This is a genomic window from Burkholderia sp. MSMB1459WGS (assembly GCF_001534535.1).
Lineage (GTDB): Bacteria > Pseudomonadota > Gammaproteobacteria > Burkholderiales > Burkholderiaceae > Burkholderia.
Genome location: NZ_LPMU01000006.1, coordinates 1 through 21,908, shown reverse-complemented (window position 1 = coordinate 21,908; position 21,908 = coordinate 1). Strand labels below are relative to the sequence as shown.

General features: G+C 63.2%; 26 protein-coding genes, 1 tRNA gene and 1 riboswitch. Of the genes, 19 read left to right on the top strand and 8 right to left on the bottom strand.

The features are described from left to right. Positions 1-107: 107 nt before the first annotated feature. Positions 108-899, bottom strand: a complete 792-nt coding sequence (locus WT97_RS02685; protein WP_060352759.1) for an IclR family transcriptional regulator — start codon at positions 897-899, stop codon at positions 108-110. A 213-nt stretch (positions 900-1,112) separates the two neighbouring features. On the opposite strand from WT97_RS02685, the gene WT97_RS02680 reads away from it, so the two are divergent. Next, positions 1,113-2,300 carry an acyl-CoA dehydrogenase gene (locus tag WT97_RS02680; protein ID WP_059779344.1) on the top strand — a complete coding sequence of 396 codons (1,188 nt, stop codon included), beginning with the start codon at positions 1,113-1,115 and terminating at the stop codon, positions 2,298-2,300. Positions 2,301-2,425: 125 nt separating this feature from the next. Here WT97_RS02680 and WT97_RS02675 read toward each other — a convergent pair whose 3' ends face one another. Then, complete coding sequence (locus WT97_RS02675; RefSeq protein WP_006476788.1) at positions 2,426-3,064, bottom strand: peroxiredoxin; 639 nt, start codon at positions 3,062-3,064, stop codon at positions 2,426-2,428. 317 nt (positions 3,065-3,381) lie between these two features. On the opposite strand from WT97_RS02675, the gene WT97_RS02670 reads away from it, so the two are divergent. From WT97_RS02670 to WT97_RS02660, 3 genes are all read left to right on the top strand, one after another. Then, positions 3,382-3,684, top strand: a complete 303-nt coding sequence (locus WT97_RS02670) for a YqjD family protein (protein ID WP_006494044.1) — start codon at positions 3,382-3,384, stop codon at positions 3,682-3,684. A gap of 119 nt (positions 3,685-3,803) precedes the next feature. Next, a complete protein-coding gene (locus WT97_RS02665) occupies positions 3,804-4,193 on the top strand; it encodes a phage holin family protein (protein WP_034206528.1) in 390 nt (129 codons plus the stop codon). A gap of 43 nt (positions 4,194-4,236) precedes the next feature. Then, positions 4,237-4,680: a DUF3318 domain-containing protein gene (locus WT97_RS02660; RefSeq protein WP_059791730.1), complete on the top strand. Its 444-nt coding sequence runs from the start codon at positions 4,237-4,239 to the stop codon at positions 4,678-4,680. A 555-nt stretch (positions 4,681-5,235) separates the two neighbouring features. On the opposite strand, the gene nrdR is transcribed toward WT97_RS02660, so the two are convergent. Both nrdR and glyA read right to left on the bottom strand, forming a co-directional pair. Then, on the bottom strand, positions 5,236-5,715 hold the full coding sequence (gene nrdR, locus WT97_RS02650) for a transcriptional regulator NrdR (protein WP_050011738.1): 480 nt from the start codon (positions 5,713-5,715) through the stop codon (positions 5,236-5,238). Positions 5,716-5,721: 6 nt separating this feature from the next. Next, positions 5,722-6,969 carry a serine hydroxymethyltransferase gene (gene glyA / locus WT97_RS02645; RefSeq protein ID WP_060352758.1) on the bottom strand — a complete coding sequence of 416 codons (1,248 nt, stop codon included), beginning with the start codon at positions 6,967-6,969 and terminating at the stop codon, positions 5,722-5,724. A 137-nt stretch (positions 6,970-7,106) separates the two neighbouring features. Continuing rightward, positions 7,107-7,207, bottom strand: a riboswitch (ZMP/ZTP riboswitch). A gap of 180 nt (positions 7,208-7,387) precedes the next feature. Between glyA and WT97_RS02640 the strand changes: the two genes are divergently transcribed. From WT97_RS02640 to WT97_RS02600, 9 genes are all read left to right on the top strand, one after another. Continuing rightward, on the top strand, positions 7,388-8,134 hold the full coding sequence (locus WT97_RS02640) for an SDR family NAD(P)-dependent oxidoreductase (RefSeq protein ID WP_059501073.1): 747 nt from the start codon (positions 7,388-7,390) through the stop codon (positions 8,132-8,134). A 106-nt stretch (positions 8,135-8,240) separates the two neighbouring features. Then, complete coding sequence (gene ybgC, locus WT97_RS02635; RefSeq protein WP_059779331.1) at positions 8,241-8,729, top strand: tol-pal system-associated acyl-CoA thioesterase; 489 nt, start codon at positions 8,241-8,243, stop codon at positions 8,727-8,729. Positions 8,730-8,873: 144 nt separating this feature from the next. Continuing rightward, a complete protein-coding gene (tolQ, locus tag WT97_RS02630; protein WP_027783647.1) occupies positions 8,874-9,551 on the top strand; it encodes a protein TolQ in 678 nt (225 codons plus the stop codon). A 10-nt stretch (positions 9,552-9,561) separates the two neighbouring features. Beyond that, complete coding sequence (gene tolR / locus WT97_RS02625) at positions 9,562-10,011, top strand: protein TolR (RefSeq protein ID WP_006484943.1); 450 nt, start codon at positions 9,562-9,564, stop codon at positions 10,009-10,011. Further along, entirely contained in the window at positions 10,008-11,063 is a 1,056-nt protein-coding gene (tolA, locus tag WT97_RS02620) for a cell envelope integrity protein TolA (RefSeq protein WP_060352757.1), read from the top strand. The genes tolR and tolA overlap by 4 nt, the downstream gene beginning before the upstream one ends. Positions 11,064-11,172: 109 nt before the next feature. Further along, on the top strand, positions 11,173-12,468 hold the full coding sequence (tolB, locus tag WT97_RS02615; RefSeq protein WP_034206517.1) for a Tol-Pal system beta propeller repeat protein TolB: 1,296 nt from the start codon (positions 11,173-11,175) through the stop codon (positions 12,466-12,468). A 17-nt stretch (positions 12,469-12,485) separates the two neighbouring features. Further along, the gene (pal, locus tag WT97_RS02610) at positions 12,486-12,998 is read left to right on the top strand and encodes a peptidoglycan-associated lipoprotein Pal (RefSeq protein ID WP_006484980.1); all 513 of its coding nucleotides are present in this window, start codon (positions 12,486-12,488) and stop codon (positions 12,996-12,998) included. 19 nt (positions 12,999-13,017) lie between these two features. Further along, positions 13,018-13,767, top strand: a complete 750-nt coding sequence (gene ybgF / locus WT97_RS02605) for a tol-pal system protein YbgF (RefSeq protein WP_011544679.1) — start codon at positions 13,018-13,020, stop codon at positions 13,765-13,767. A gap of 108 nt (positions 13,768-13,875) precedes the next feature. Continuing rightward, positions 13,876-13,952: transfer RNA gene (locus WT97_RS02600), tRNA-Lys, on the top strand. A gap of 278 nt (positions 13,953-14,230) precedes the next feature. Here WT97_RS02600 and WT97_RS02595 read toward each other — a convergent pair. Next, positions 14,231-14,605 carry a helix-turn-helix domain-containing protein gene (locus WT97_RS02595; RefSeq protein ID WP_179949742.1) on the bottom strand — a complete coding sequence of 125 codons (375 nt, stop codon included), beginning with the start codon at positions 14,603-14,605 and terminating at the stop codon, positions 14,231-14,233. Between the two features lie 140 nt (positions 14,606-14,745). Between WT97_RS02595 and WT97_RS33950 the strand changes: the two genes are divergently transcribed. From WT97_RS33950 to WT97_RS32035, 5 genes are all read left to right on the top strand, one after another. After that, complete coding sequence (locus WT97_RS33950) at positions 14,746-15,075, top strand: hypothetical protein (protein WP_156440197.1); 330 nt, start codon at positions 14,746-14,748, stop codon at positions 15,073-15,075. A 129-nt stretch (positions 15,076-15,204) separates the two neighbouring features. Then, a complete protein-coding gene (locus WT97_RS32050) occupies positions 15,205-15,666 on the top strand; it encodes a hypothetical protein (protein ID WP_082751309.1) in 462 nt (153 codons plus the stop codon). Between the two features lie 72 nt (positions 15,667-15,738). Beyond that, positions 15,739-15,951, top strand: a complete 213-nt coding sequence (locus WT97_RS32045) for an antitoxin MazE family protein (protein WP_082751311.1) — start codon at positions 15,739-15,741, stop codon at positions 15,949-15,951. Then, positions 15,948-16,271, top strand: coding sequence for a type II toxin-antitoxin system PemK/MazF family toxin (locus tag WT97_RS02585; protein ID WP_060352754.1), 324 nt, complete (start codon positions 15,948-15,950; stop codon positions 16,269-16,271). Before WT97_RS32045 ends, WT97_RS02585 begins: the two co-directional genes overlap by 4 nt. 997 nt (positions 16,272-17,268) lie before the next feature. Then, positions 17,269-18,309, top strand: a complete 1,041-nt coding sequence (locus WT97_RS32035) for a relaxase/mobilization nuclease domain-containing protein (RefSeq protein WP_082751308.1) — start codon at positions 17,269-17,271, stop codon at positions 18,307-18,309. Between the two features lie 144 nt (positions 18,310-18,453). Here WT97_RS32035 and WT97_RS32030 read toward each other — a convergent pair whose 3' ends face one another. The 3 genes from WT97_RS32030 to WT97_RS02565 form a co-directional block, all read right to left on the bottom strand. Further along, positions 18,454-19,119 carry a fatty acid desaturase gene (locus WT97_RS32030; protein WP_257128441.1) on the bottom strand — a complete coding sequence of 222 codons (666 nt, stop codon included), beginning with the start codon at positions 19,117-19,119 and terminating at the stop codon, positions 18,454-18,456. 587 nt (positions 19,120-19,706) lie between these two features. Beyond that, positions 19,707-20,150, bottom strand: a complete 444-nt coding sequence (gene yiaA / locus WT97_RS02570) for an inner membrane protein YiaA (protein ID WP_060352770.1) — start codon at positions 20,148-20,150, stop codon at positions 19,707-19,709. A 103-nt stretch (positions 20,151-20,253) separates the two neighbouring features. After that, positions 20,254-21,201, bottom strand: a complete 948-nt coding sequence (locus tag WT97_RS02565) for an AraC family transcriptional regulator (protein ID WP_060352751.1) — start codon at positions 21,199-21,201, stop codon at positions 20,254-20,256. A gap of 129 nt (positions 21,202-21,330) precedes the next feature. Here WT97_RS02565 and WT97_RS02560 point away from each other — a divergent pair, with 129 nt between their 5' ends. Then, on the top strand, positions 21,331-21,660 hold the full coding sequence (locus WT97_RS02560) for a carboxymuconolactone decarboxylase family protein (RefSeq protein ID WP_006484989.1): 330 nt from the start codon (positions 21,331-21,333) through the stop codon (positions 21,658-21,660). Positions 21,661-21,908: the final 248 nt, after the last annotated feature.

Here is a 21,908-nt window from a genome sequence, read left to right as displayed (position 1 = left end):
ACGTCCTACGCCTTACGCCCTACGCCTTACGCCCTACGCCTTACGCTCTACGCCACCCCAGCGCGAACCAACCGGTTGCCGCGCGACGGCAACGCCCGCGCGCTTGCTCAGCTCGTCGGCCCGAGCCGCTGCGCGAGCGCCTTCAGTCGCGGTCCGACCTGCGTGCGAAACACGCCCTCGTCCATCGACGATGCGGGGCCGCTGCAGCTCAGGATCAGCCAGCGCCCCTCGCGCGGCTCGCGAAACGGCACGGCCGCGGCGTTCACGTCCATGTGCCACGCGCGGAACGAATAGCAGCAACCGCCCGTCGAGAACTCGGCCACCGCGCGCTGCGCGGCCTCGACGAGCGCATCGGCGTCGGCCGCGCCGCCGGCCGCGCGGTGCAGTTCGGCATAGAGCGCGCGGCGCGCGTCCTCCGGCTGCACGGCCAGGTACGCGCGCCCCATCGAGCTCGTCAGCATCGACAGCCGCGAACCGGGCGCGAGCCCGAGCGTCAACGCGGTCTCGCTGCGGATCGTCTCCAGGTAGATCATGTCGAGCCCGTCGCGGCAACCGAGCGACACGGCCGCGCCGATCTCGCGCGCCAGCGCCTGCATGTGCGGCCGCGCGAGATCGATCGTCCCCGAGCCCGACAGCAGCGCGTAGCCGAGCGACAGCACGCCGGCGTCCAGCGCATACTTTCCGAGCGTCTCGTCGTAGCGCAGATAGCCGAGCACCGTCAGCGTATAGGCGAGCCGGTTCACCGTCGCCTTCGGCAGGCCCGTGCGTTCCGCGAAATCACGATTGCCCAGCATCGTCTCGCCGGGCCGGAAGGCGCGCAGCAGGTCGAGCCCGCGCGCGAGCGCGACGACGAACTTGCGCTCGTCGATCGGGGTGTCGTCGATGGTTGAAAGTGTCATCCGGTGCTACACTGAGTTCGATTTGCAAAACATTGTTCCGCACAGCGGAACGCAAGTCAAGCGAACTTCACGCATCAGCCCGGAGCAAGCACCGAAGGCCCCTCTGCCCGACCGAAAAACACGGGGGCGGAGTCGACGCCGAGGCGCCCGCTCCGACCGACCGCAAAGCATGGGGCCGAGTCAGCGCCACTCGGGCCGACAGGAGATGAGACGATGAGTGCTGCAACTTTTCATTGGGACGATCCGCTGCTGCTCGACCAGCAACTGACCGAGGAAGAGCGAATGGTCCGCGATGCCGCGCAGGCGTACGCACAGGACAAGCTCGCGCCGCGCGTCACCGAAGCGTTCCGCCACGAACGCACCGACGCGGCCATCTTTCGCGAGATGGGCGAGGTCGGCCTGCTCGGCCCGACGATTCCCGAGGAATACGGCGGCCCCGGCCTCAACTACGTGAGCTACGGGTTGATCGCGCGCGAAGTCGAGCGTGTCGATTCGGGCTACCGGTCGATGATGTCCGTGCAGTCGTCGCTCGTGATGGTGCCGATCCACGAATTCGGCTCCGACGCGCAGAAGCAGAAATACCTGCCGAAGCTCGCGACCGGCGAATGGATCGGCTGCTTCGGCCTGACCGAGCCGAACCACGGCTCCGATCCGGGCAGCATGGTCACGCGCGCGAAGAAGGTGCCGGGCGGCTACTCGCTGTCCGGCGCGAAGATGTGGATCACCAACTCGCCGATCGCCGACGTGTTCGTCGTGTGGGCGAAGCTGGAAGAAAACGGCAAGGACGCGATCCGCGGCTTCATCCTCGAGAAGGGCTGGAAGGGCCTGTCGGCGCCGGCGATCCACGGCAAGGTCGGGCTGCGCGCATCGATCACCGGCGAGATCGTCCTCGACGAGGTGTTCGTGCCCGAAGAGAACCTGATGCCGAACGTGAGCGGCCTGCGCGGCCCGTTCACCTGCCTGAACTCGGCGCGCTACGGGATCGCGTGGGGCGCGCTCGGCGCCGCCGAGTCGTGCTGGCACACCGCGCGCCAGTACGTGCTCGACCGCCAGCAGTTCGGCCGGCCGCTCGCCGCGAACCAGTTGATTCAGAAGAAACTCGCCGACATGCAGACCGAAATCACGCTCGGCCTGCAAGGCGTGCTGCGCCTCGGCCGGATGAAGGACGAAGGCACGGCCGCCGTCGAAATCACGTCGATCATGAAGCGCAATTCGTGCGGCAAGGCGCTCGACATCGCCCGCCTCGCGCGCGACATGCTCGGCGGCAACGGCATCTCCGACGAATTCGGCGTCGCGCGCCACCTCGTGAACCTCGAGGTGGTCAACACGTACGAAGGCACGCACGACATCCACGCGCTGATCCTCGGCCGCGCGCAAACGGGTATCCAGGCATTCTTCTGACGATCCGGCCATGACGCCCGCGGCAGCGATGCCGCGCCCGCGCACGCCGCCACGGAAAAGGCCCGCCCGGCATCGCTGCCGGGCGGGCCTTCGTCGTCGCAGCCGCGGCTCCGGGCTGCCGCTGCTTACTTGTTCGGCTGCGGCGTCAGGCGCAGATACGGACGCACCGCGTTGAAGCCCTTCGGGAAGCGCTTCTTCAACTCTTCCGGATCCTGCAGCGACGGCACGATCACGACGTCGTCGCCGTCCTTCCAGTTGCCGGGCGTCGCGACCTTGTAATTGTCGGTCAGTTGCAACGAATCGATCACGCGCAGCACTTCGTCGAAGTTGCGCCCCGTGCTGGCCGGATAGGTGATCGTGAGCCGCACCTTCTTGTTCGGGTCGATCACGAACAGCGAACGCACCGTCAGCGTTTCGTTCGCGTTCGGGTGAATCATGTCGTACAGCTGCGAGACCTTGCGATCCGCGTCGGCGATGATCGGAAAGCCCACGACCGTCGACTGCGTTTCGTTGATGTCGTTGATCCAGCCCTTGTGCGATTCGACGCCGTCGACCGACAGCGCGATCACCTTCACGTTGCGTTTCTCGAATTCGCCCTTCAGCTTCGAGGTCAGCCCGAGTTCGGTCGTGCACACCGGCGTGTAGTCGGCCGGATGGGAGAACAGGACACCCCAGCTGTTGCCGAGCCACTCGTGAAACTTGATGGTGCCCAGGCTCGATTCCTGCTCGAAATCCGGTGCGATGTCGCCAAGACGCAGACTCATGATGTTCCCTCCTCGAACGATGCTGGTTGAAACCGCGCGCCGGACAGCGCGGGGCAGTCCATCAGCTTACGGGAAGCAATGGGCCGTGCGAACGATTATTCCGTTTGATATTCATACTTTTTTGTCATTTTTACCCGGCGTCGTCGTGGGGCGGAGGGCCGCGAGGGAAACTTTTCAATCCTTTGCCGCTCTGTTCATGATTACAAGTCGTTTACCATGCAGTCTTGCGCTGCCGCCGTGTGTCTTCCCGGCTCGCCAGCAGGCAGGGGTTTCGCTACGATGTGAACCTGCAGCATGACAGCACGAAGGGAGTTGCAATGTCGGAAATCAACAAGGAGAAACTGATGTCGGATATCAAAACCGTTCTCTCGGACGCCGAAGACCTGCTCAAGCAAGCGGCGAGCAGCACGGGCGACCGTGCGGCCGAGCTGCGCGAGAAGGCCATGTCGCGCCTGAAGCAGGCCAAAGAAAAGGCGGCCGACGTCCAGGTCGTGGTGGTCGAGAAAGGCAAGAAGGCCGCGCGCGCGACCGACGACTACGTGCACGAGCATCCGTGGACGTCGATCGGCGTGGCCGCCGGCGTCGGCGTGCTGATCGGCCTGCTGATCAACCGCAAGTAACGCGCTTGGCGCCGTTTCGTCCCGCAGGCCGCGTCGCGCGGCCCGCGGGCGTCGAAGCCAGCCGGCTGCGCCGGCCGGCTTTGTCCTAGCTGCTCACTGCACGCGCAAGCCCCTCATCCATGACGACAGACACCCCCTCGCAGCCGTCCGGTCAAGGACCGCTGCGCCGCCTCGTCGGCTCCGCCATCGGCCTTCTGCAGACGCGCCTCGAACTGGTGGGCATCGAGCTCGCCGAGGAGAAGGAGCGCCTGATGGGCGTGCTGTTCCTCGGACTCGCCGCGATGATGCTCGCGACGATGGCGCTCATCAGCCTGACCGTGCTGGTCGCGATCGCGTTCTGGGATACCTACCGCTGGCAGGCGCTCGCCGCGATCACCGCGCTGTATGCCGTTGGCGGCATCGTGTGCGCGCTGAAGGCGCGCTCTGGCCTGCGCGACGCGCCGACCGTGTTCGAGGCGACGCTCGCCGAACTCGAGAAAGACCGCGAGCTGTTCCGCGGCAAGTCGTGAACGCCCTCGCGCTCATCCCTCCCACCTCTCTCGCCGACGCGCCATGAGCCAGAACATCACGGGCAATTCATCCCGCTCCCATTCGTCGCGATCGAACTGGAGCGCATCGCAACACCGCGCGCTCCGCAAGGAATTGCTGATCCTGCGATCCGAAGTCGAGCGGCTCGAACTCGCGGAAGCCGCCGCCGAAATGCGTCAGGCCGTCACGCGCTTCAGCTGGCTCAAGGTGTTCATCCCCGGCCTGTCCTCCCACAAGTTCGGCCAGTCGGCCAAGAACCTGAACGCAAGCCTCGGTCAACTCGTCAACCAGTATCCGATGCTGAGCTCGCTCGCGTCGCTCGTGCTGGCAAAGCCCATTCGCTCCTTGCTGCGCGCGAGTGCAGGCCCCGCGTTGAAGTGGGGCACGCTCGGCTTCGCCGCATGGGAGGTCTACCGGATTTGGAAACAGTCCCGCGACGAGCGCGGGCTCGACGCACACGACGACTGACCGTCGGCATCCCCGCGCGCACGGCCACGGCCGCTGCGCGCCTTCCTTGCGAACTCAGCGCCCGCCCCAGCAGATAGCGCCCGGTTCGTCGGCGCCATCGTTTCCTGCATTGCCCTTCGTCCCGTCCGAGCGCAGCGTGAACGTGCCGCATGCAACGTCATGCATCGGACCGGTGTCAGGCGGCATCGCTGCCTATTCATAGCTCACCGGCGAATCGTCGCCGCCGGCCGCCCGAACGTTATTCAATACACGGCATGCCAGTCCGGCGGCGCCTGCGCGAGCATGCCGCGGGGGGAACCGTCGGCTATGGTGGGCGACATAGCGACCATCAGCTCGACGAACGGGAATCCGCCCAGTCGTTGCACGACATTCTTCAGGGGTTAAGCGTCCCGTTCCATCGCAATCGTCCTCCGCCGCGGTGATGCGACGACTGTAGCGGCGCGTGCAAGCACGCACCATTTGCCGAACAGCCGACCGACTGGCGACATGCGATCGCGACCGACACAATCGGCGCGAATTGAACCAACGGAGCAGACGATGAACGAACGCAGCGCGTCAGCGCTTACGTGGGGTCTTGGCAGGAGAGGCGCGACGGAACTCTTCGATCACGTCGGCAAATTCGGAAACGTCCTCGAACTGGCGATACACCGATGCGAAGCGAACATAGGCGATCGTATCGAGGCCGCGTAACTCGTTCATCACGAGTTCGCCCAGCTTCTCGCTACGCACTTCGCGCTCGCCAGTCGCGAGCAGTTGATATTCGATACGGGCGACCGCCGCGTCAATCGCGTCGGCGGCAACCGGCCGCTTGCGCAGCGCGAGTTGCATGCTGGCGACGATCTTGCGACGGTCGAATTCCGTGCGACTGCCGTCCTTCTTCACGACGAACGGCAGGGACAACTCGACCCGCTCGTACGTCGTGAAACGCTTGTCGCAAGCCGAGCAGCGACGGCGCCGCCGAATCGCGGCGCCATCTTCGGACACGCGCGAGTCAACGACCTGCGTGTCGTCATGCCGGCAGAACGGGCAGCGCATCGGCGATCAGCGGTAGACCGGGAAACGCTTGGTCAGCTCGGCGACCTGCGCGCGTACGCGCTCGATCGTCGCTGCGTCTTCCGGGTTCTCCAGCACGTCGGCAATCAGGTTGCCCACCTGCTCGGCTTCCGCCGGCCCGAAGCCGCGCGTCGTCATCGCCGGCGAACCGAGACGGATGCCGCTCGTCACGAACGGCTTTTCCGGGTCGTTCGGGATCGCGTTCTTGTTCACCGTGATGTGCGCCGCGCCGAGCGCCGCTTCCGCGGCCTTGCCCGTGATGTTCTTCGCGCGCAGATCGACCAGCATCACGTGGCTTTCCGTACGGCCCGACACGATGCGCAGGCCGCGCTTCACCAGCGTTTCGGCCAGCACGCGCGCGTTCTCGACGACCTTCTGCTGGTATTCCTTGAACTCCGGCGACAGCGCTTCCTTGAACGCCACGGCTTTCGCCGCGATCACGTGCATCAGCGGGCCGCCCTGGATCCCCGGGAAGATCGCCGAGTTGATCGGCTTCTCGTACTCGGACTTCATCAGGATCACGCCGCCGCGCGGGCCGCGCAGGCTCTTGTGCGTCGTCGTCGTCACGAAATCGGCGTGCGGCACCGGGTTCGGGTACACGCCCGCCGCGATCAGGCCTGCGTAGTGCGCCATGTCGACCATCAGGTACGCGCCCACCGACTTCGCGATCTTCGCCAGACGCTCGAAATCGATCTTCAGCGCAAACGCCGACGCGCCCGCGACGATCAGCTTCGGCTTGTGTTCCTGCGCGAGCTGCTCGGCCGCGTCATAGTCGATGTCTTCGTTTTCGTTCAGGCCGTAGCTCACTACGTTGAACCACTTGCCCGACATGTTCACCGGCGAGCCGTGCGTCAGGTGGCCGCCATGCGCGAGGCTCATGCCCATGATCGTGTCGCCCGGCTTGAGCATCGCGAAGAACACGCCCTGGTTCGCCTGCGAACCGGAGTTCGGCTGCACGTTCGCCGCTTCCGCGCCGAACAGTTGCTTCACACGGTCGATCGCCAGCTGCTCGACCACGTCGACGTACTCGCAGCCGCCGTAGTAGCGCTTGCCCGGATACCCTTCCGCGTACTTGTTCGTGAGCTGCGAGCCCTGCGCGGCCATCACGGCCGGGCTCGTGTAGTTTTCCGACGCGATCAGCTCGATGTGATCTTCCTGGCGGCGGTTTTCCTGCTCGATCGCTGCAAAGATTTCGGGATCGACGTTCGCGATGGTGCTTTGGGCTCTGTCAAACATACGGTTTCCGTTAAGTGTGTACAGGTTGACCGGAGTGGCCAAGTACGGTGCGCTGCTGGCGAGACCAGCTCGACGTGGCGGAAGAATCCGTATGACGCGAGGCAGGACAGCCACCGGCGATGCACGCGACGGCGCACAACGGCTGCCCAGGCGAACGGCAAAAACAGCGCCCCGCGCTTCACGGTGGGATGCTCCACCTTGAACCCGAAGGGTTCTATCGCCAGTCACGCAGGGGTGATGAGCGCATTAGTGTATTGGATGCGTCATGAATAGGCAACCGCACGGCGGGGCGCCCGAATCAATTGGGGCCAGGTTTTACGCGCCCGTGCCGAAACGCTTCGTCGCCTTGCCGCGGTGCGGCATTCTCAGTAGGCTTGCGGGATTCCACCCGCTATCACGTCACCGACCAGGAGCAGCAATGATCGTGTTCGTCACAGGCGCGTCCGCCGGTTTCGGCGCCGCCATCTCCCGTGCCTTCGTCAAGGGAGGCCACCGCGTGGTCGCGACCGCGCGCCGCAAGGATCGTCTCGATGCGCTCGCCGCCGAGCTCGGCGACGCCCTTCTGCCGCTCGAGCTCGACGTGCGCGACCGCGCGGCCGTCGAAGCCGTGCCGGCCGCCCTTCCCGCCGAATTCGCGGCGCTCGACGTGCTCGTGAACAACGCCGGCCTCGCGCTTGGCGTCGAGCCTGCCCATAAGGCCAGCCTCGACGAATGGCAGACCATGATCGACACGAACTGCTCGGGCCTCGTGACCGTCACGCATGCGCTGCTGCCCGGCATGATCGAGCGCGGCCGTGGCCATATCTTCAATCTCGGCTCGGTTGCCGGCACCTATCCGTATCCGGGCGGGAACGTATACGGCGCAACCAAGGCTTTTGTCCGACAATTCAGCCTGAACCTGCGCGCCGATCTGATCGGCACGCCGTTGCGCGTGACCGACATCGAGCCGGGCCTGTGCGGCGGCACGGAATTCTCGAACGTCCGCTTCCGCGGCGACGACGCGAAGGCGGCGAACGTGTACCAGAACGTCCAGCCGCTCACGGCCGAGGACATCGCCGACACGATCTACTGGATCGCGACGCGCCCGGCGCACGTGAACATCAATACGATCGAGATGATGCCGGTCGCGCAGGCGCCGGCCGGCCTCGCGATCCATCGCGGCTGACGCATCGCGCACCGCCGCGGCGGCCTCCGGCCGGCCCGCGGCGTGCCGCGTCGTACTACATTCCGTTACGAAACCGTTACGAATCCGGTTCCTGCGTTCCGGTAGAATGCGCGCCATGACTCAGCCCACCCGCTCCCCGGAAGCGCCGTCCGGCTTTACCTGGCCGGTGCGCGTGTACTACGAGGATACCGATGCAGGCGGCATCGTCTTCTATGCCAACTACCTGAAGTTCTTCGAGCGCGCCCGCACCGAGTGGCTTCGCGCATGCGGCGTCGACCAGCGCCGGCTCGCCGACGATACCGGCGCGATCTTCATCGTGCGCAGCACGTCGCTCGACTACCGCGCGCCGGCGCGACTCGACGACACGCTGACGATCACGAGCCGGCCCGGACGCATCGGCCGCGCGTCGGTGGAATTCACGCAGGAAGCTTGGTGTGGCGACACGCTGCTCGTGGCCGGGCACATCCGCCTCGGCTGCGTCGACCGTCACGGCATCCGGCCCGCGGCCATCCCGCCGGCCGTGCTCGACGCGCTGCAACGCGGGCCCGTCATCGACGACGCCGGGCAGCCTGACCTGTCAACGAAGCTCGCATGAGCGCCGTTTAGACACAGCCTATGAACTTGCCGTTCTGATTCGATACTAAGCAAGGTTCGGCGTCAGGCATGGCCGGCGCGCCGCGCCGCACGCACACCGGACGCCCTTGCCGGGCACTCCCGAAGGGACGTTACTCAAACCTCTATGAATACTGCTCAAGACCTGTCGATCATTTCCCTCGTCCTCAACGCGAGCGTGCTGGCCCAGGCCGTGATGGGACTGCTGCTGCTGCTATCGCTGATGTCGTGGACCTTCATCTTCCGCAAGTGGTTTGCGATCCGTCGCGCGCGCGCGCAAACCGAACGCTTCGAGAAGGATTTCTGGTCGGGCGGCGACCTGCAGGCGCTGTATCAGAGCGCAGCCAACAACCGCCACACGATCGGCGCACTCGAGCGGATCTTCGAATCGGGGATGCGCGAATTCCTCAAGGCGAAGGAAAAACGCCTCAGCGATCCGGGCCTCGTGCTCGACGGTGCGCGCCGCGCGATGCGTGCGTCGTTCCAGCGTGAAATGGACGTGCTCGAAGCCAACCTCGCGTTCCTCGCGTCGGTCGGCTCGGTCAGCCCGTACATCGGTCTGTTCGGCACGGTCTGGGGGATCATGAACTCGTTCCGCGGCCTCGCGAACGTGCAGCAGGCCACGCTCGCGAACGTCGCGCCCGGTATCGCCGAAGCGCTCGTCGCCACCGCGATCGGCCTGTTCGCCGCGATTCCGGCGGTGGTCGCGTACAACCGCTACGCGCACGACATCGACCGCCTCGCGATCCGCTTCGAGACCTTCATCGAAGAGTTCTCGAACATCCTGCAGCGTCAGGCCCAGTAAGGAGCGCGCCATGGCAGGAAGCCCTATCCGATCCAGCATGCGCGGCGGCCGTTCGCGCCGCGCGATGGCCGACATCAACGTCGTGCCGTACATCGACGTGATGCTGGTGCTGCTCGTGATCTTCATGGTCACCGCACCGCTCGTCGCGCCGTCGATCATCAACCTGCCGACCGTCGGCAACGCCGCGCCGCAGGAGCAGACGCCGCCCGTCGTCGTCAACATCAAGGCCGACCGCACGATGAGCGTCAAGTACAAGGGCGACTCGGGCGCGACCCAGGAAGACACGATGACGAAGGCCGAGCTCGACAGCTTCATCTCGGCCCGGCAGGCCGATCACCCTGACCAGCCGGTCGTGATCGCAGCCGACAAGACCGTGCAGTACGATGCCGTCATGACCGTGATGTCCGATCTGAAGGCGCGCGGCGTCAAGCGCGTCGGCCTCCTCGTCAAATCGCAATGAACCGGCAGCAATCCACGCGCAGATCCGCGTACCCGCTCCAGCCTCCCCGCGAGCGTGGAACATGGCGCGCGTTCGCGCTCGCCGCGCTGATGCACGTGCTGCTCGCGCTGTTCCTCTATCACGGCGTGCAGTGGCAGAACAGCACGCCGGCCGGCGCCGAAGCCGAGCTGTGGACCGAAGTGCCCGACGTCCCCGCGCCACGGCCCGTGGTCACGCCCACGCCGCCCGCGAAGGTCGCGCCGCCCCCTCCCCCGGTGCACGACGAACAGGCCGACATCGCGCTGCAGCAGAAGAAACGTCAGCAGGAAGCGGCCGCGCGCGAAGCGCAGCTCGAGCAGCAACGCCGCGCGCAGCAACTGAAGGCCCAGCAGGAAGAGGAGGCACGTCGCGCGCAGCTCGCCGCGCAACAGGCCGCCGCGCTCGCCGCACAGCGGGCCGCGGAACGCGACAAACAGAAGCAGGCCGACAAGCTTAGGCAACAGCAACTCGCCGAGCAGCAAAAGCTCGAACAGCAGAAACTCCAGCAGCAAAAGCAGGCTCAGCTCGAAGCGCAGCAGGCGGCGAAGGCGAAGGCCGACGCAGCCGCGAAGGCAAAGGCGGAAGCGCAGGCCAAGGCGAAGGCCGAAGCCGCGGCGCGCGCGAAGGCCAATGCGGCGGCGAACGCGAAGCTCGACCGCGAGCGCAGTGCGCGCCTCGCGCAGCTGCAGGGGCTGTCCGGCGCCGGCGAAGGCGGCGGCGAAGGCCTCGCGAAAAGCGGCACGGGCACGGGCTCCGGCGGCAATGCCGCGACGCCCGGCTATGCCGACAAGGTGCGCCGCCGCGTCAAGCCGAACATCGTTTGGGGCGGCGAGCGGGCGGGCCTGACCACCGTCGTCAAGATTCGGTGCACGCCATCCGGTGACGTATTGAACGCATCGGTCTCCCGCTCGAGCGGGAATCCGGGGTGGGATCAAGCCGTGGTCAACGCGATCCACGCGTCGGTCCCGTTGCCGCCCGATTCTAACGGTCGTACCCCGTCTGACATTACGATCACCTTCAAGGCGGCAGAGTGAAACGAAATGCGCTTACACTCCGGGCGTCGCTGTCAGATGGGAACGAATCGGGTATTTTTACTGTCTCTGCCGTTGCGCAGCGATCCAAGCCATACGGGAAGCAAGAAGCATGAGTTTGATGACAAAGCTAGGTTTCAGGGCACTCGTGGCCTCGTGTCTGATTACGGCCGGCAGCGCCGCTAACGCCCAGGTCAACGTGCTGATCACCGGTGTCGGGTCGACCCAGTTCCCCATCGCCACCGCGAATTTCACGAACGAGGCGAACCTGCCGCAACAGGTCACGTCGATCGTTCGCGCCGACCTCGCGCGCAGTGGCAAATTCACCAACATCGACGCCGGCAGCACGCCCGTGCCCGAGACCGCATCGGTCGATCTCGGCGCATGGAAGGCCAAGGGCGCGAACGCGTTCGTCGCCGGCAGCGTGAACCGCGACGCAAACGGCCAGTACAAGGTCAACTTCATCCTGTACGACACCGTGAAGCAGCAAAGCCTCGGCGGCCTGTCGCTGACGGCCACCGACACCACGCTGCGCACGGCCGGCCACAAGATCGCCGACTACATCTACCAGAAGCTGCTCGGCGTGCGCGGTGTGTTCGCCACGCGGCTGTCGTACGTGATCAAGACCGGTAACCGCTACCAGCTGCAGATTTCGGATTCGGACGGCCAGAACGCGCGCATCGCGCTGTCGAGCACCGAACCGATCATCTCGCCGGCCTGGTCGCCGAGCGGTACGAAGGTCGCGTACGTGTCGTTCGAGCGCAAGAAGCCGATCGTCTACATCCATGACCTGCCGACCGGCAAACGCTACATGGTCTCCGACCAGAAGGGCAACAACAGCGCACCGGCGTGGTCGCCGGACAGCAACACGCTCGCCGTCGCGCTGTCGCTGACGGGCAATACGCAAATCTATACGGTCAACGCGAACGGCGGCGGCCTGCGCCGTCTCACGCAGAGCAGCTCGATCGATACCGAACCGTTCTACTCGCCGGACGGCCGCTGGATCTACTTCACGAGCGACCGTGGCGGCGCGCCGCAAATCTACCGGATGCCCGCACAGGGTGAAAGCGCCGGCGCCGCACAGCGCGTGACCTTCACCGGCAGCTACAACACGAGCCCGCGCGTGAGTCCGGACGGCAAGCTGCTCGCATACATCTCCCGCACGGGTGGGGGCTTCAAGCTGTACGTTCAGGATCTGCAGACCGGCGCGGCGAACGCCATCACGAATACCAATCGCGACGAATCGCCGAGCTTCGCGGCAAACGGCCAGTACCTTCTGTACGCGACCCAGTCGGGCGGTCGCAATGTTCTGGCTGCAGTGCCCTCCGACGGCAGCGCGCCGCCGCAGATCCTGTCCGTCCAGGGCGGCTCCGTTCGCGAGCCGTCGTGGGGGCCCTTCATGCAATGACCACAAGGAGAGTAACCATGATGTCGAATAAAGCTCGTCTGGCCCTGGCCGTGATGATGATCAGCGCGCTCGCAGCGTGCAAGTCGGGCGTGAAGCTCGACGACAAGGCAAACAACGCGGGCGCAGTCAGCACGCAGCCGAGCGCCGACAACGTCGCGCAAGTGAACGTCGATCCGCTGAACGACCCGAACAGCCCGCTCGCGAAGCGCAGCATCTACTTCGACTTCGACAGCTATTCGGTGAAGGACGAGTACCAGCCGCTGATGCAGCAGCACGCGCAGTACCTGAAGAGCCACCCGCAACGCCACGTGCTGATCCAGGGCAACACCGACGAACGCGGCACGAGCGAGTACAACCTCGCGCTGGGCCAGAAGCGTGCGGAAGCCGTCCGCCGTGCGATGGCCCTGCTCGGCGTGAACGATTCGCAAATGGAAGCCGTGAGTCTCGGCAAGGAAAAGCCGCAGGCAACGGGTCACGACGAAGCATCGTGGGCGCAGAACCGCCGCGCCGACCTCGTCTACCAACAGTAAGTAACGGAAGAATCGCCGTATGACGCACCGTTTAACCTGGCTGCGCGTTGCCGCAGCATTCTGCGTCGCGGGCGCGGCGTGGTCGGCCGCGCCGGCGCACGCCGGCATGTTCGACGACAACGAAGCGCGCCGTGCCGTACTCGATCTGCGCAGCAAGAGCGACAACCTGTCGAGCCAGTTGTCGGCCGCCCAGCGTACGATCCTCGATCAATCCGGCCGTATCGACCAGCTGAATCAGCAGGTCGCGACGCTGCGCGGCGAGAACGAGGATCTGACGAACCGGCTGACGACGCTCGAGCGGCAGCAGAAGGAGTACTACCAGGATCTCGACACGCGGCTCAAGAAGTTCGAGCCGCAGCAGGCGACGATCGATGGTGTCGAAGGCACCGTGCAGCCGGGTGAAACGGATGCGCTCAGCGCGGCGCAGCAGCAGTTCCGCAACGGCAACTTCAAGGCGGCGGCGGCTTCGTTCCGCGCGTTCATCGCGAAGTATCCGCAGAGCCCCTATCAGCCGACCGCGCAGTACTGGTACGGCAACGCGCAATACGCGCTACGCGACTACCGCGGTTCGACGGCGACGTGGCAAGGGATCGTCAGCAAGTTCCCGCAGCACCCGCGCGCGGCCGACGCCCTCGTGGCGATCGGCACGAACCAGCTCGAGCAAGGCCAGAAAGCGGCCGCGAAGAAGACGTTCGAGCAGGTCGTGTCGCAGTACGCCGGGTCGAACGCGGCGCAGACGGCGCAGGGCAAGCTCGAAACGATCAAATAATTATCGTGACGGGTTGTTGACAGCCCTGCAACCCGTCGCTATAATCTTTTGCTCTTTAGGTCGTTGCTCAAGTTGCTGAAGCAACGAACCGACAGGTTTCAAGAACGTGGGGTGGTAACTCAGTTGGTTAGAGTATCTGACTTTTAATCAGAGAGTCGAGGGTTCGAGTCCCTCCCACCCTACCAACTATCTTCGATAGTGCAAAAAGCCTCCCTCGCGGAGGCTTTTTTGCGTCTGCCGCATTCGGGATTTCGACGTCATCTTGCCGGCCGCGCATGAAAGCATCCGGTGCCCTTGCCGGCTCGTCGGTCGACTACGCACCGCAGATCGATGCGGCCACGAATACTCGCCCCGCCGTGGCCACGCTCTTGTAGCCACGTCCTCCACAGACATCCAACCAGCTAGTACCCGCCGCTCCAGGCCGGGCACCCACCGCACATTGACCTACGTTGCACCCGTTCAATCATTCAAGCGGATCGACATTCCCCTCGGGCTGAGATGGCTGCCGCTCCTTCACTTGAGGAGCGGCCGAATCAATGAGTGCTTCGATTAGGGCCACGACTGCCGCGCGCTGTCGCACATCCAATGCCCTATATCCGGAAAGCACCCTCCGCTCATCCTCGCCAGTCACCCGAGCGGCGACCTCGCCGGTCAACAGATAGTGTAAATCGACACCAGCGGCGGCAATTGCGCTCAGGTAGTCCGAGTTAGGTCGCCTCATCCCCTTCTCATATTGGAATTGTGCGTGCTTTTGAACACCGCCTGCAGTCGCAAACTCGACCTGGCTCAACCCTAAACGCAGTCGCTCGCTTCTCAGGCGGCTCTCGAAATCATTCATTTGATATGTTTTTCCCTTGACAATCTATCATGTGAATCTACAATCAACCGTAAAGGTATCTGTTTGATACACGTGGCTGGCAGCACAGCGGTGCTGTATAGCCACCCGGCTCACCACGAATCCGCAATGTGTGAGGTGTTATGTCGTTCACTTATGAAATTTCCGGCGCCTTACCCGTCCTGAACGGATTTCGCCATATCCACGCTAGGAACTTCGCTCGCTGCATCGCGCCACCCGCGCGAATCTATTTCGCGGTGGACACTATTACTCGATCCCTCCTCATCCGGATTCGCGGGGCGCTGGGCGATGACGAAGTTGAAGCAATCGAGGACACCTTGAAAGAATTTTCCCAGAAATGGGCTCGAAGCGGAGCGGTCTTCGGGCGCGGTCGCTATGGAGAAGCGTCGATCGTTCTTCTTGGACCGCCTGAACACATCAAATCGCTCACCGAACTGGCCATCACGACTTGACCAACGACCAGAAGCAGAACGGCATCAGAACTTGCGGATTCTAGTGAGACCCCCGTTACAGGGAGTGCGCCCGCATAGCGAAGTTCACCGCTGTGAACATTTTGTGGATTGAGCCATAGGAGAATTGCGATGCTCGAACCTGCAAATTATGTTTTGTCAGGAGCTTTGTCGGTTCACGACGATCTGGAACAGGAGCAACTCGATCGTGTGTCACGACATCTGGCAGGAATCGCAACGGTACATCTGAAACACGACAAGGTAGCGCATACCGTTTCTCTGCGCGTGGCGGGAATGCTCATGCGCGACGATGTGCGCTATATCGAACAGCGCATCGAGCGGTTCGCTGAAGAAAATGCCCGCGTTGCCGCCATTCTTCTTAGCGATTGGAATGGCACAGTGGGCGAACTTATCGTAGGAATGAACTGGGATGCCCAATGCCTCATTCACTTGGGAGCCGTACAAGAGCAACTGGCGAAACTGTCGAATCGATACTTCGACTTCATTCTTCGTATCGAAGCCCCCGACTCTCCCACACATGGCGCGCCGCTTATGTGCGTCTCGATTGAGTCACCTGAAGCACAAAAATCCTGACCCTAAAGATAATACTCAATTGAATCGTTACATGTAACGTGCTACGCTCGTTACATGTAACGGGAGGTTATGATGGCAACGACAACTTCGGAGCGTGTCCGAATCTATCGGGAAAACCTGCGTGCGGCTGGACTAAGACCGATCCAAATCTGGGTACCTGATACCCGGCAGCCAGGCTTTGCAAGCGAATGTGTACGACAGTCCGGCGTGATTCGCGAGAGCCTTCACGAAGACGACCTGCTCGATTTCATCGAACAAGCCGCCGATGTCGGCACCCCACTGTGAAGCGCGGAAGCATCGTCACCGTTGCACTCCAGGGTGACTTTGGCAAAGCGCGTCCAGCGCTCGTGGTACAGACCGATCTATTCGCCGATCACCCGAGTGTCGCGTTGCTACTCATGTCGAGCGAAATTGTTGATGCCCCCTTGATCCGCATAACTATAGCCCCGTCAAAACTGAACGGCTTACGCGCGCTGTCGCAGGTCGCTGTCGACAAAATGTTCACCGTGCGGCGCGAAAAGATCGGCCAGACCATCGGCCGGCTGGAAGAGGAGGCGATGGTCACTGTGAACCGCGCACTCCTTGTCTTCCTTGGGCTAGCGTAATAGAACTGCCCCGGTAGAGACTAAAATCTGGGACAACGCCAACGTTGCTTTCCACTGGCGCACCAGAGCACGCCCGTATCCACCAACAGCATCCGACACCCATTTTTACGGCTCGCAACCAATTAGTATGACGAGATTGCGAACGCCAGTCACCCTCCCTTACCTAGGGAGTTGCCGCATTCTCGACGCCGGCTTAGATTGCAACCTATAGTTCAGCCTCAAGCTGCTGCACACGCACGACCTAGTTACTAAGGACACCGTATTTGTGGCGTCGTTCACTTTGGCGCTTCGACTTAGCTGTCGGTTGCTGCGGTCGACACTACTTTTAGGCGCACCGATAGCGCGAAACTTGAGACGATGCCATTCGAGAAAGTAAAGCTCGGACGTAGCACCCTGTACTCGCCTCACGGCGAAGTATCAGACTTTACGAATAGCAAAGGTCCATCGACGATGATGAGCGTACGACGACAAACAAATGGGCAATCCCGGTCCCGACTGAGTGTCGACTTAGGGGCACTAAAGTCAAAGTGGGAGTCGTGGTGCACACAACGCGGTGTGACGCCGAGCGAAGCGCTGCGGAAGTTAGTGGTTGAAGCTGTTGAAGTTGCAGCGGATCGTCCGAATTCGCAACAATCACTGCCGGTCCGCAGCGGGCCATGTGTGCGAATCCAGATCGGACTCACTCAGGCCGAACTCGACGGCGTCAGAGGCGTCGCCTATATGAACGGCTTCACCGCTAACAGATGGATCGTCGCTCAAATTCGAGCGCGGCTTACGCGCGAACCACAGCTTGGGAACCGAGAAATGACACTTCTCGCGGAGTCGAATCGACAACTAGCAACGATTCGGACGTTGCTCGGTGAACTCGCAAGGGGGCCAAATTGTAGCGAGCGCCTGGAAGGATTCGATTGGGAGCACACCCGCGCCTTGATTGACACACACCTGCGCACCGTAACGACGCTCCTACAGAGTAACCTTGATCGATGGAGCCGCTGAAATGCCATTCGCCAAAACTTACGTCGACGCGCTTTTGGTGAACTGGGGCGATCGACTATTTCGTGAACCGCTGAGGCATGTCAGCGCACCGCAGCTTGCACGCGGAATATTGCCTCAGCATGCATCCCTTTTGCGCGAGAAGCTGGGTTTGACGCTTCGACGTGCGCCTGAGGTGATGGTTAAGATCAGCAACAAAGCAACAGGCGCGCAGGGGATGGGGACTGTTCGTCGCCATCTTCAATACATTTCGCGCAACGGAAATGTCGAGCTAGAGGACCAGGACGGGCACATGATTGCCGGTAAATTGGAGCTGAATGACCTACTTGAACAATGGCACTTGAGTGGCTGGGGAATTCCCCAGGATAGCAAACGCAGAGAGACCCTTAACGTGCTGCTGTCTATGCCACCGGGTACCAATCGCCAAGCAGTACGAGATGCGGCCAGGGCCTTTGCTCATGAGATCTTTGGTGATGGCCGCCTTTATGTCTTCGCTGAACACGATGACGAAGCACATCCCCATGTACATCTGAGTGTCCACACACGTGGCCCGGACGGTCGAAGACTCAATCCACGCAATCAAGACTTACGCGATTGGCGAGAAACATTCGCGCGACGACTGCGAGAATACGGCGTCGACGCGAACGCTACGCCGAGGATGGCTCGCGGTCAGACTCAGCGCTTTCCGAAACGCGGAGCTGTCTGGATGGTGCGACAAGGAACTCCCCTGCGATTTCCACTTTCAGCGCCGAATGAAGAGACTCAACAATTCTTATGGAATATACATTTAGGATCTCTTATCGCCTGGCACGAGATCGCAAAAGCATTGGCACACTCTGATGCATCAGAAGATCGCACAATGGCAATGGATATCGCAGATTTTGTGTTGCAGATGCCAATACGAGCGTTGAGTCCCAATCCGATACCGCAACACGGCCTCATGAGGTTACGGCATGAAAATGCGCACAATAGTCATCGCGCGGAATCTAAGTCGGACCCGCAAGTGGACCAAATCAGCAACCCGTCCGTCGAGTTGGATCGCTGATCAATGTCTTTCCAATCTCGCCGACTGACTCAAGTTGGCATAGATGCTCAGTGCGACCGTGCACCTATCATTCACCAGTACGTCGTCTATGTGAAATCACTTTCGTGTCCGCTCCCCAAAAATCTGCTCGCCAGATCGAACGACCTATCGGCGCACACTCACGTCCGGTAGTACCGCTCCATATCCGAAGTGCAGATTGCCTTCGGTCGGCAAACGGCGCTGCGCGAGTTGCCGGTGCACGATCAGCAGGCTATGAAACGGCATCCGCTCGAACGGGTGCTGTTCGATATGAAAATGAATCACGCGCGGACCGAACAGAAACGTCCGCCACGAACGCCGAACGATCGTGCGCGCGTTGCGGCTCCAGTCCTCACGACCCAGCAGCCCCGCGCGCTCGAAGATCGCCTGCCCGGCAAGTGGCAGCAGCGTGACGGACGGCACGATCCACAATGAGACATATAGCAGCAGATGTCCGGCAAACGCGAGCATGCCGAACAGCAGGCCGTTGCAGGCCAGCATCGACGCGACCTCCCTCGCCGTATACGCGCACGATTTCTCGATCTTCGGCAAGGCATGAGCGAACTTGCCGCGTGCAAGCTTCACGACGCTCGTTACATAGCCGATCCCACACGCATAGGCGCGCAAGCGGCCGACAACTGCTCGAGCCTGACTGAATAGCCGTCCACGCCAAACAGCAGCGCGACGGAGTCGTCCGGGCTGCATCGGCGCGCGATGGCGCTTCAGATGGCACGCACGAAATGTGCGCAGCGGTAACCACAGCGGACCGGCCGAGAGCAGTTTCCCGAACACGTCGTTAACGCGCGGGTTTCGCTCCAGCTATCCATGCGCGCCTTCGTGCACCATGACCGCAAGCGCAAGCTGGCTGCGCGCGATCACAATCGCTGCACACGCGTACCCGAACGAATACGGCATCACGATCCAACTGCGAACGCCCCAGCAACCATCAGTCAGTCGCCTGCCAGCGTTGCCGTGCCGATCTCAACGAAGTCGACTGGTGGCCGGACAGCACGATGATTTCAGCGCACGCATCGGCGGCACGCCATCGTGCGTAGATGATCCACTACGCCAGCGCTGCCGCCGGCACGGCCTGTTTCGACAGCGTCGACACGAGGTGCTTCAGGCTGTCGACAGCCTGCGCGAGGGCCGCGCGGGGGTTCGTCTTCGGCACGGGCGCGACGTTCGCCGCCGCGGAATGAGCAGCCGCGCACGTACGGGGTTCGGTTTCGTTGAAGTTCGGCCCGGAATATCTCCACCGTCATGCGCGACGATATGATTGACACGACGGGAACGAGGTCTATGGCGTGCCCATGAAAGCGGGCCGCCGCGAACCTCGTCGCATAGCAGGCAGTCTGGTCAGGTACCTGCCGTACGCGCCGTCACTCCTGAATGGATGATGAAGAATCGGCGTCGGTATAGCGCGGCTTCGCGTTCTGCAAATCGCGCGTGTTCTTCTGCACGGCCACCGAGCCGAACAGCGCGAGTACGAACGACATCGCGTAAAAGCCCTTCTCGCTTAATTGAAGCGTCGCGTTGAAAAGGCCCACGATCAGCAGCGCGATCGACAGCAGCAGCGCGATCCAGCTGAGACCGTAGTAGATGCCGGTGACGGGAATGCCTTCCGCGCGGTCGCGCACGCTTTTCTGCAGCGAGATCGCCGCATAGAGGCCGAACACCAGCACGGTGAAGTAGTAGCCCTTCTCGTTGAGCTGCATGCCGGCGTTCCAGAGCCCGATCAGGAATGCCGCGAAACCGGCGAGCAGCGCGGCCCACGAGGCGGCCACGAACGCGAACGACGGTTGCTGGATGGTGGTCTGGTTCATTGCTTTGCCCTCTCTTTCTTGTTGTTCGAAATCGTTTTCGTTGAACTGCGTTTTGCGCATGGTAGCAGCTTTGGCGCGCGTCACGATGCGCGCGCTCGCAAGTTCACGTTTCGCGCCGCGCGCGCCGCCAGCGCCCCGGCGTCGTGCCGAGCACCGCGCGAAACGCCTTGCCGAATGCGGCCTCGGACTGGTAACCGACCGCCTGCCCGATTTCCGCCTGCCCGCGCTGCGTGTCCTGCAGCAGCGCGCACGCATGCATCATCCTGATCTGCGCGACGAATGCGCCGACGCTCATCCCGGCCTTCTCGCGGAAATGCCTCGCATAGGTCGCGCGCGACATCGCCGCCGCGGCGCCGAGCGATTCGACCGTCCACTGTTGCGCCGGCGCCTGCAGCACGGCCCGGACCGACGGGCCGAGGCGCGCATCGGCCGCCAGCGCGAGCCAGCCGGACGGCACGCGCGCGCCGCGGCCGTATGCACGCAGTGCATACGCGAGTAGCGTCTGCCCGAGCGCGTTCACGATCGCGCCGGCACCCGGCTGCATGTTCGACGCCTCGGTACGCAGCACGCTCGTCAGCAGTTGAAGCGGCGCGGCGCCCGATGCGTCGCGCAAGCCGACGTGCAACACCTGCGGCAGCGTGCGCATCAGCAGTTCGCCCGCGCCGCGCGCATAGACGAACCGTCCGCAGAGCAGATCCACGCTCGCGCTGCCCGGGTCGGCCGGATCGAGATTCGACTTGACCGGCAGCACCGCGCCGTCGCCGGCACTCGAATCGCGCAGCGGCACGAGCGGCTTCGACCGGCTGCCCGCCGCGTCGAGCAGGTCGTGCGCGCCGCCGGCGGGCAGCAGTACGAAATCGCCGTCCGCGAGTTCCAGCGTGCGCCCGTCGGCGGCACGCAGCCGACAGGTTCCGGCCAGCACCAGATGGAACGCCGCCTCGCCGGGCGGCAGCGGGTCGTGCGGCATCGCGAACGGGCCGTCGAGCAGGCAGCGCACGTCGAGCTCGACATGGCTGCGACCGAGCGACAGCAGTTGACTCATTGCATCCATGAGACGATCGCGCTAAAAATCGACACTCTAGCGTATCGAAACTATCAGCGGGAGCGATCAGAATAGCCTTGCATCGCACGAGATCGCGGCACCCGCCGCCCTCCTCACTCTTCTCGACAAGGACGCATCATGCTGAACTGGAACGAATACCGGAAGGAACTCTCGACGCGTATCGGCGACATCGCCAAGCTGTCGCCCGATACGCTAGCCGGCTACAAGGCGCTGTCCGGCGCAGGCGCCAAGACCGGCCATCTCGACGCGAAGACACGCGAACTGATCGCACTCGCGGTGGCCGTCACGACGCGCTGCGACGGCTGTATCGCCGTGCATACGGCCGAAGCGGCCAAGCATGGCGCGACCAAGGAGGAAGTGGCGGAAGCGCTCGGCGTCGCGATTGCGTTGAATGCAGGCGCGGCGCTCGTCTATTCGGCGCGCGTGATGGACGCGCTCGGCGATTGAGCCGGCGGCTGCGGCACGATCGTCGGGCCGCATCGCATTGTCGTGTTGCGCCCGGCCGCATGGCCGGGCGGATGCGCATCGCGCGGACGGCGATGTACGAAGCGCGTGCGGGTGACTCGCCTGGACGCGTAAGCGTCGTGGAGTCGGCTACCATGCGCGAACGATACATCGCGAAGGAGAATGAAATGAACGCGTCCCACCCACGCACGTGAGGGTAAAGAGGGGTGGATCCTCACGGGCCAACGGCA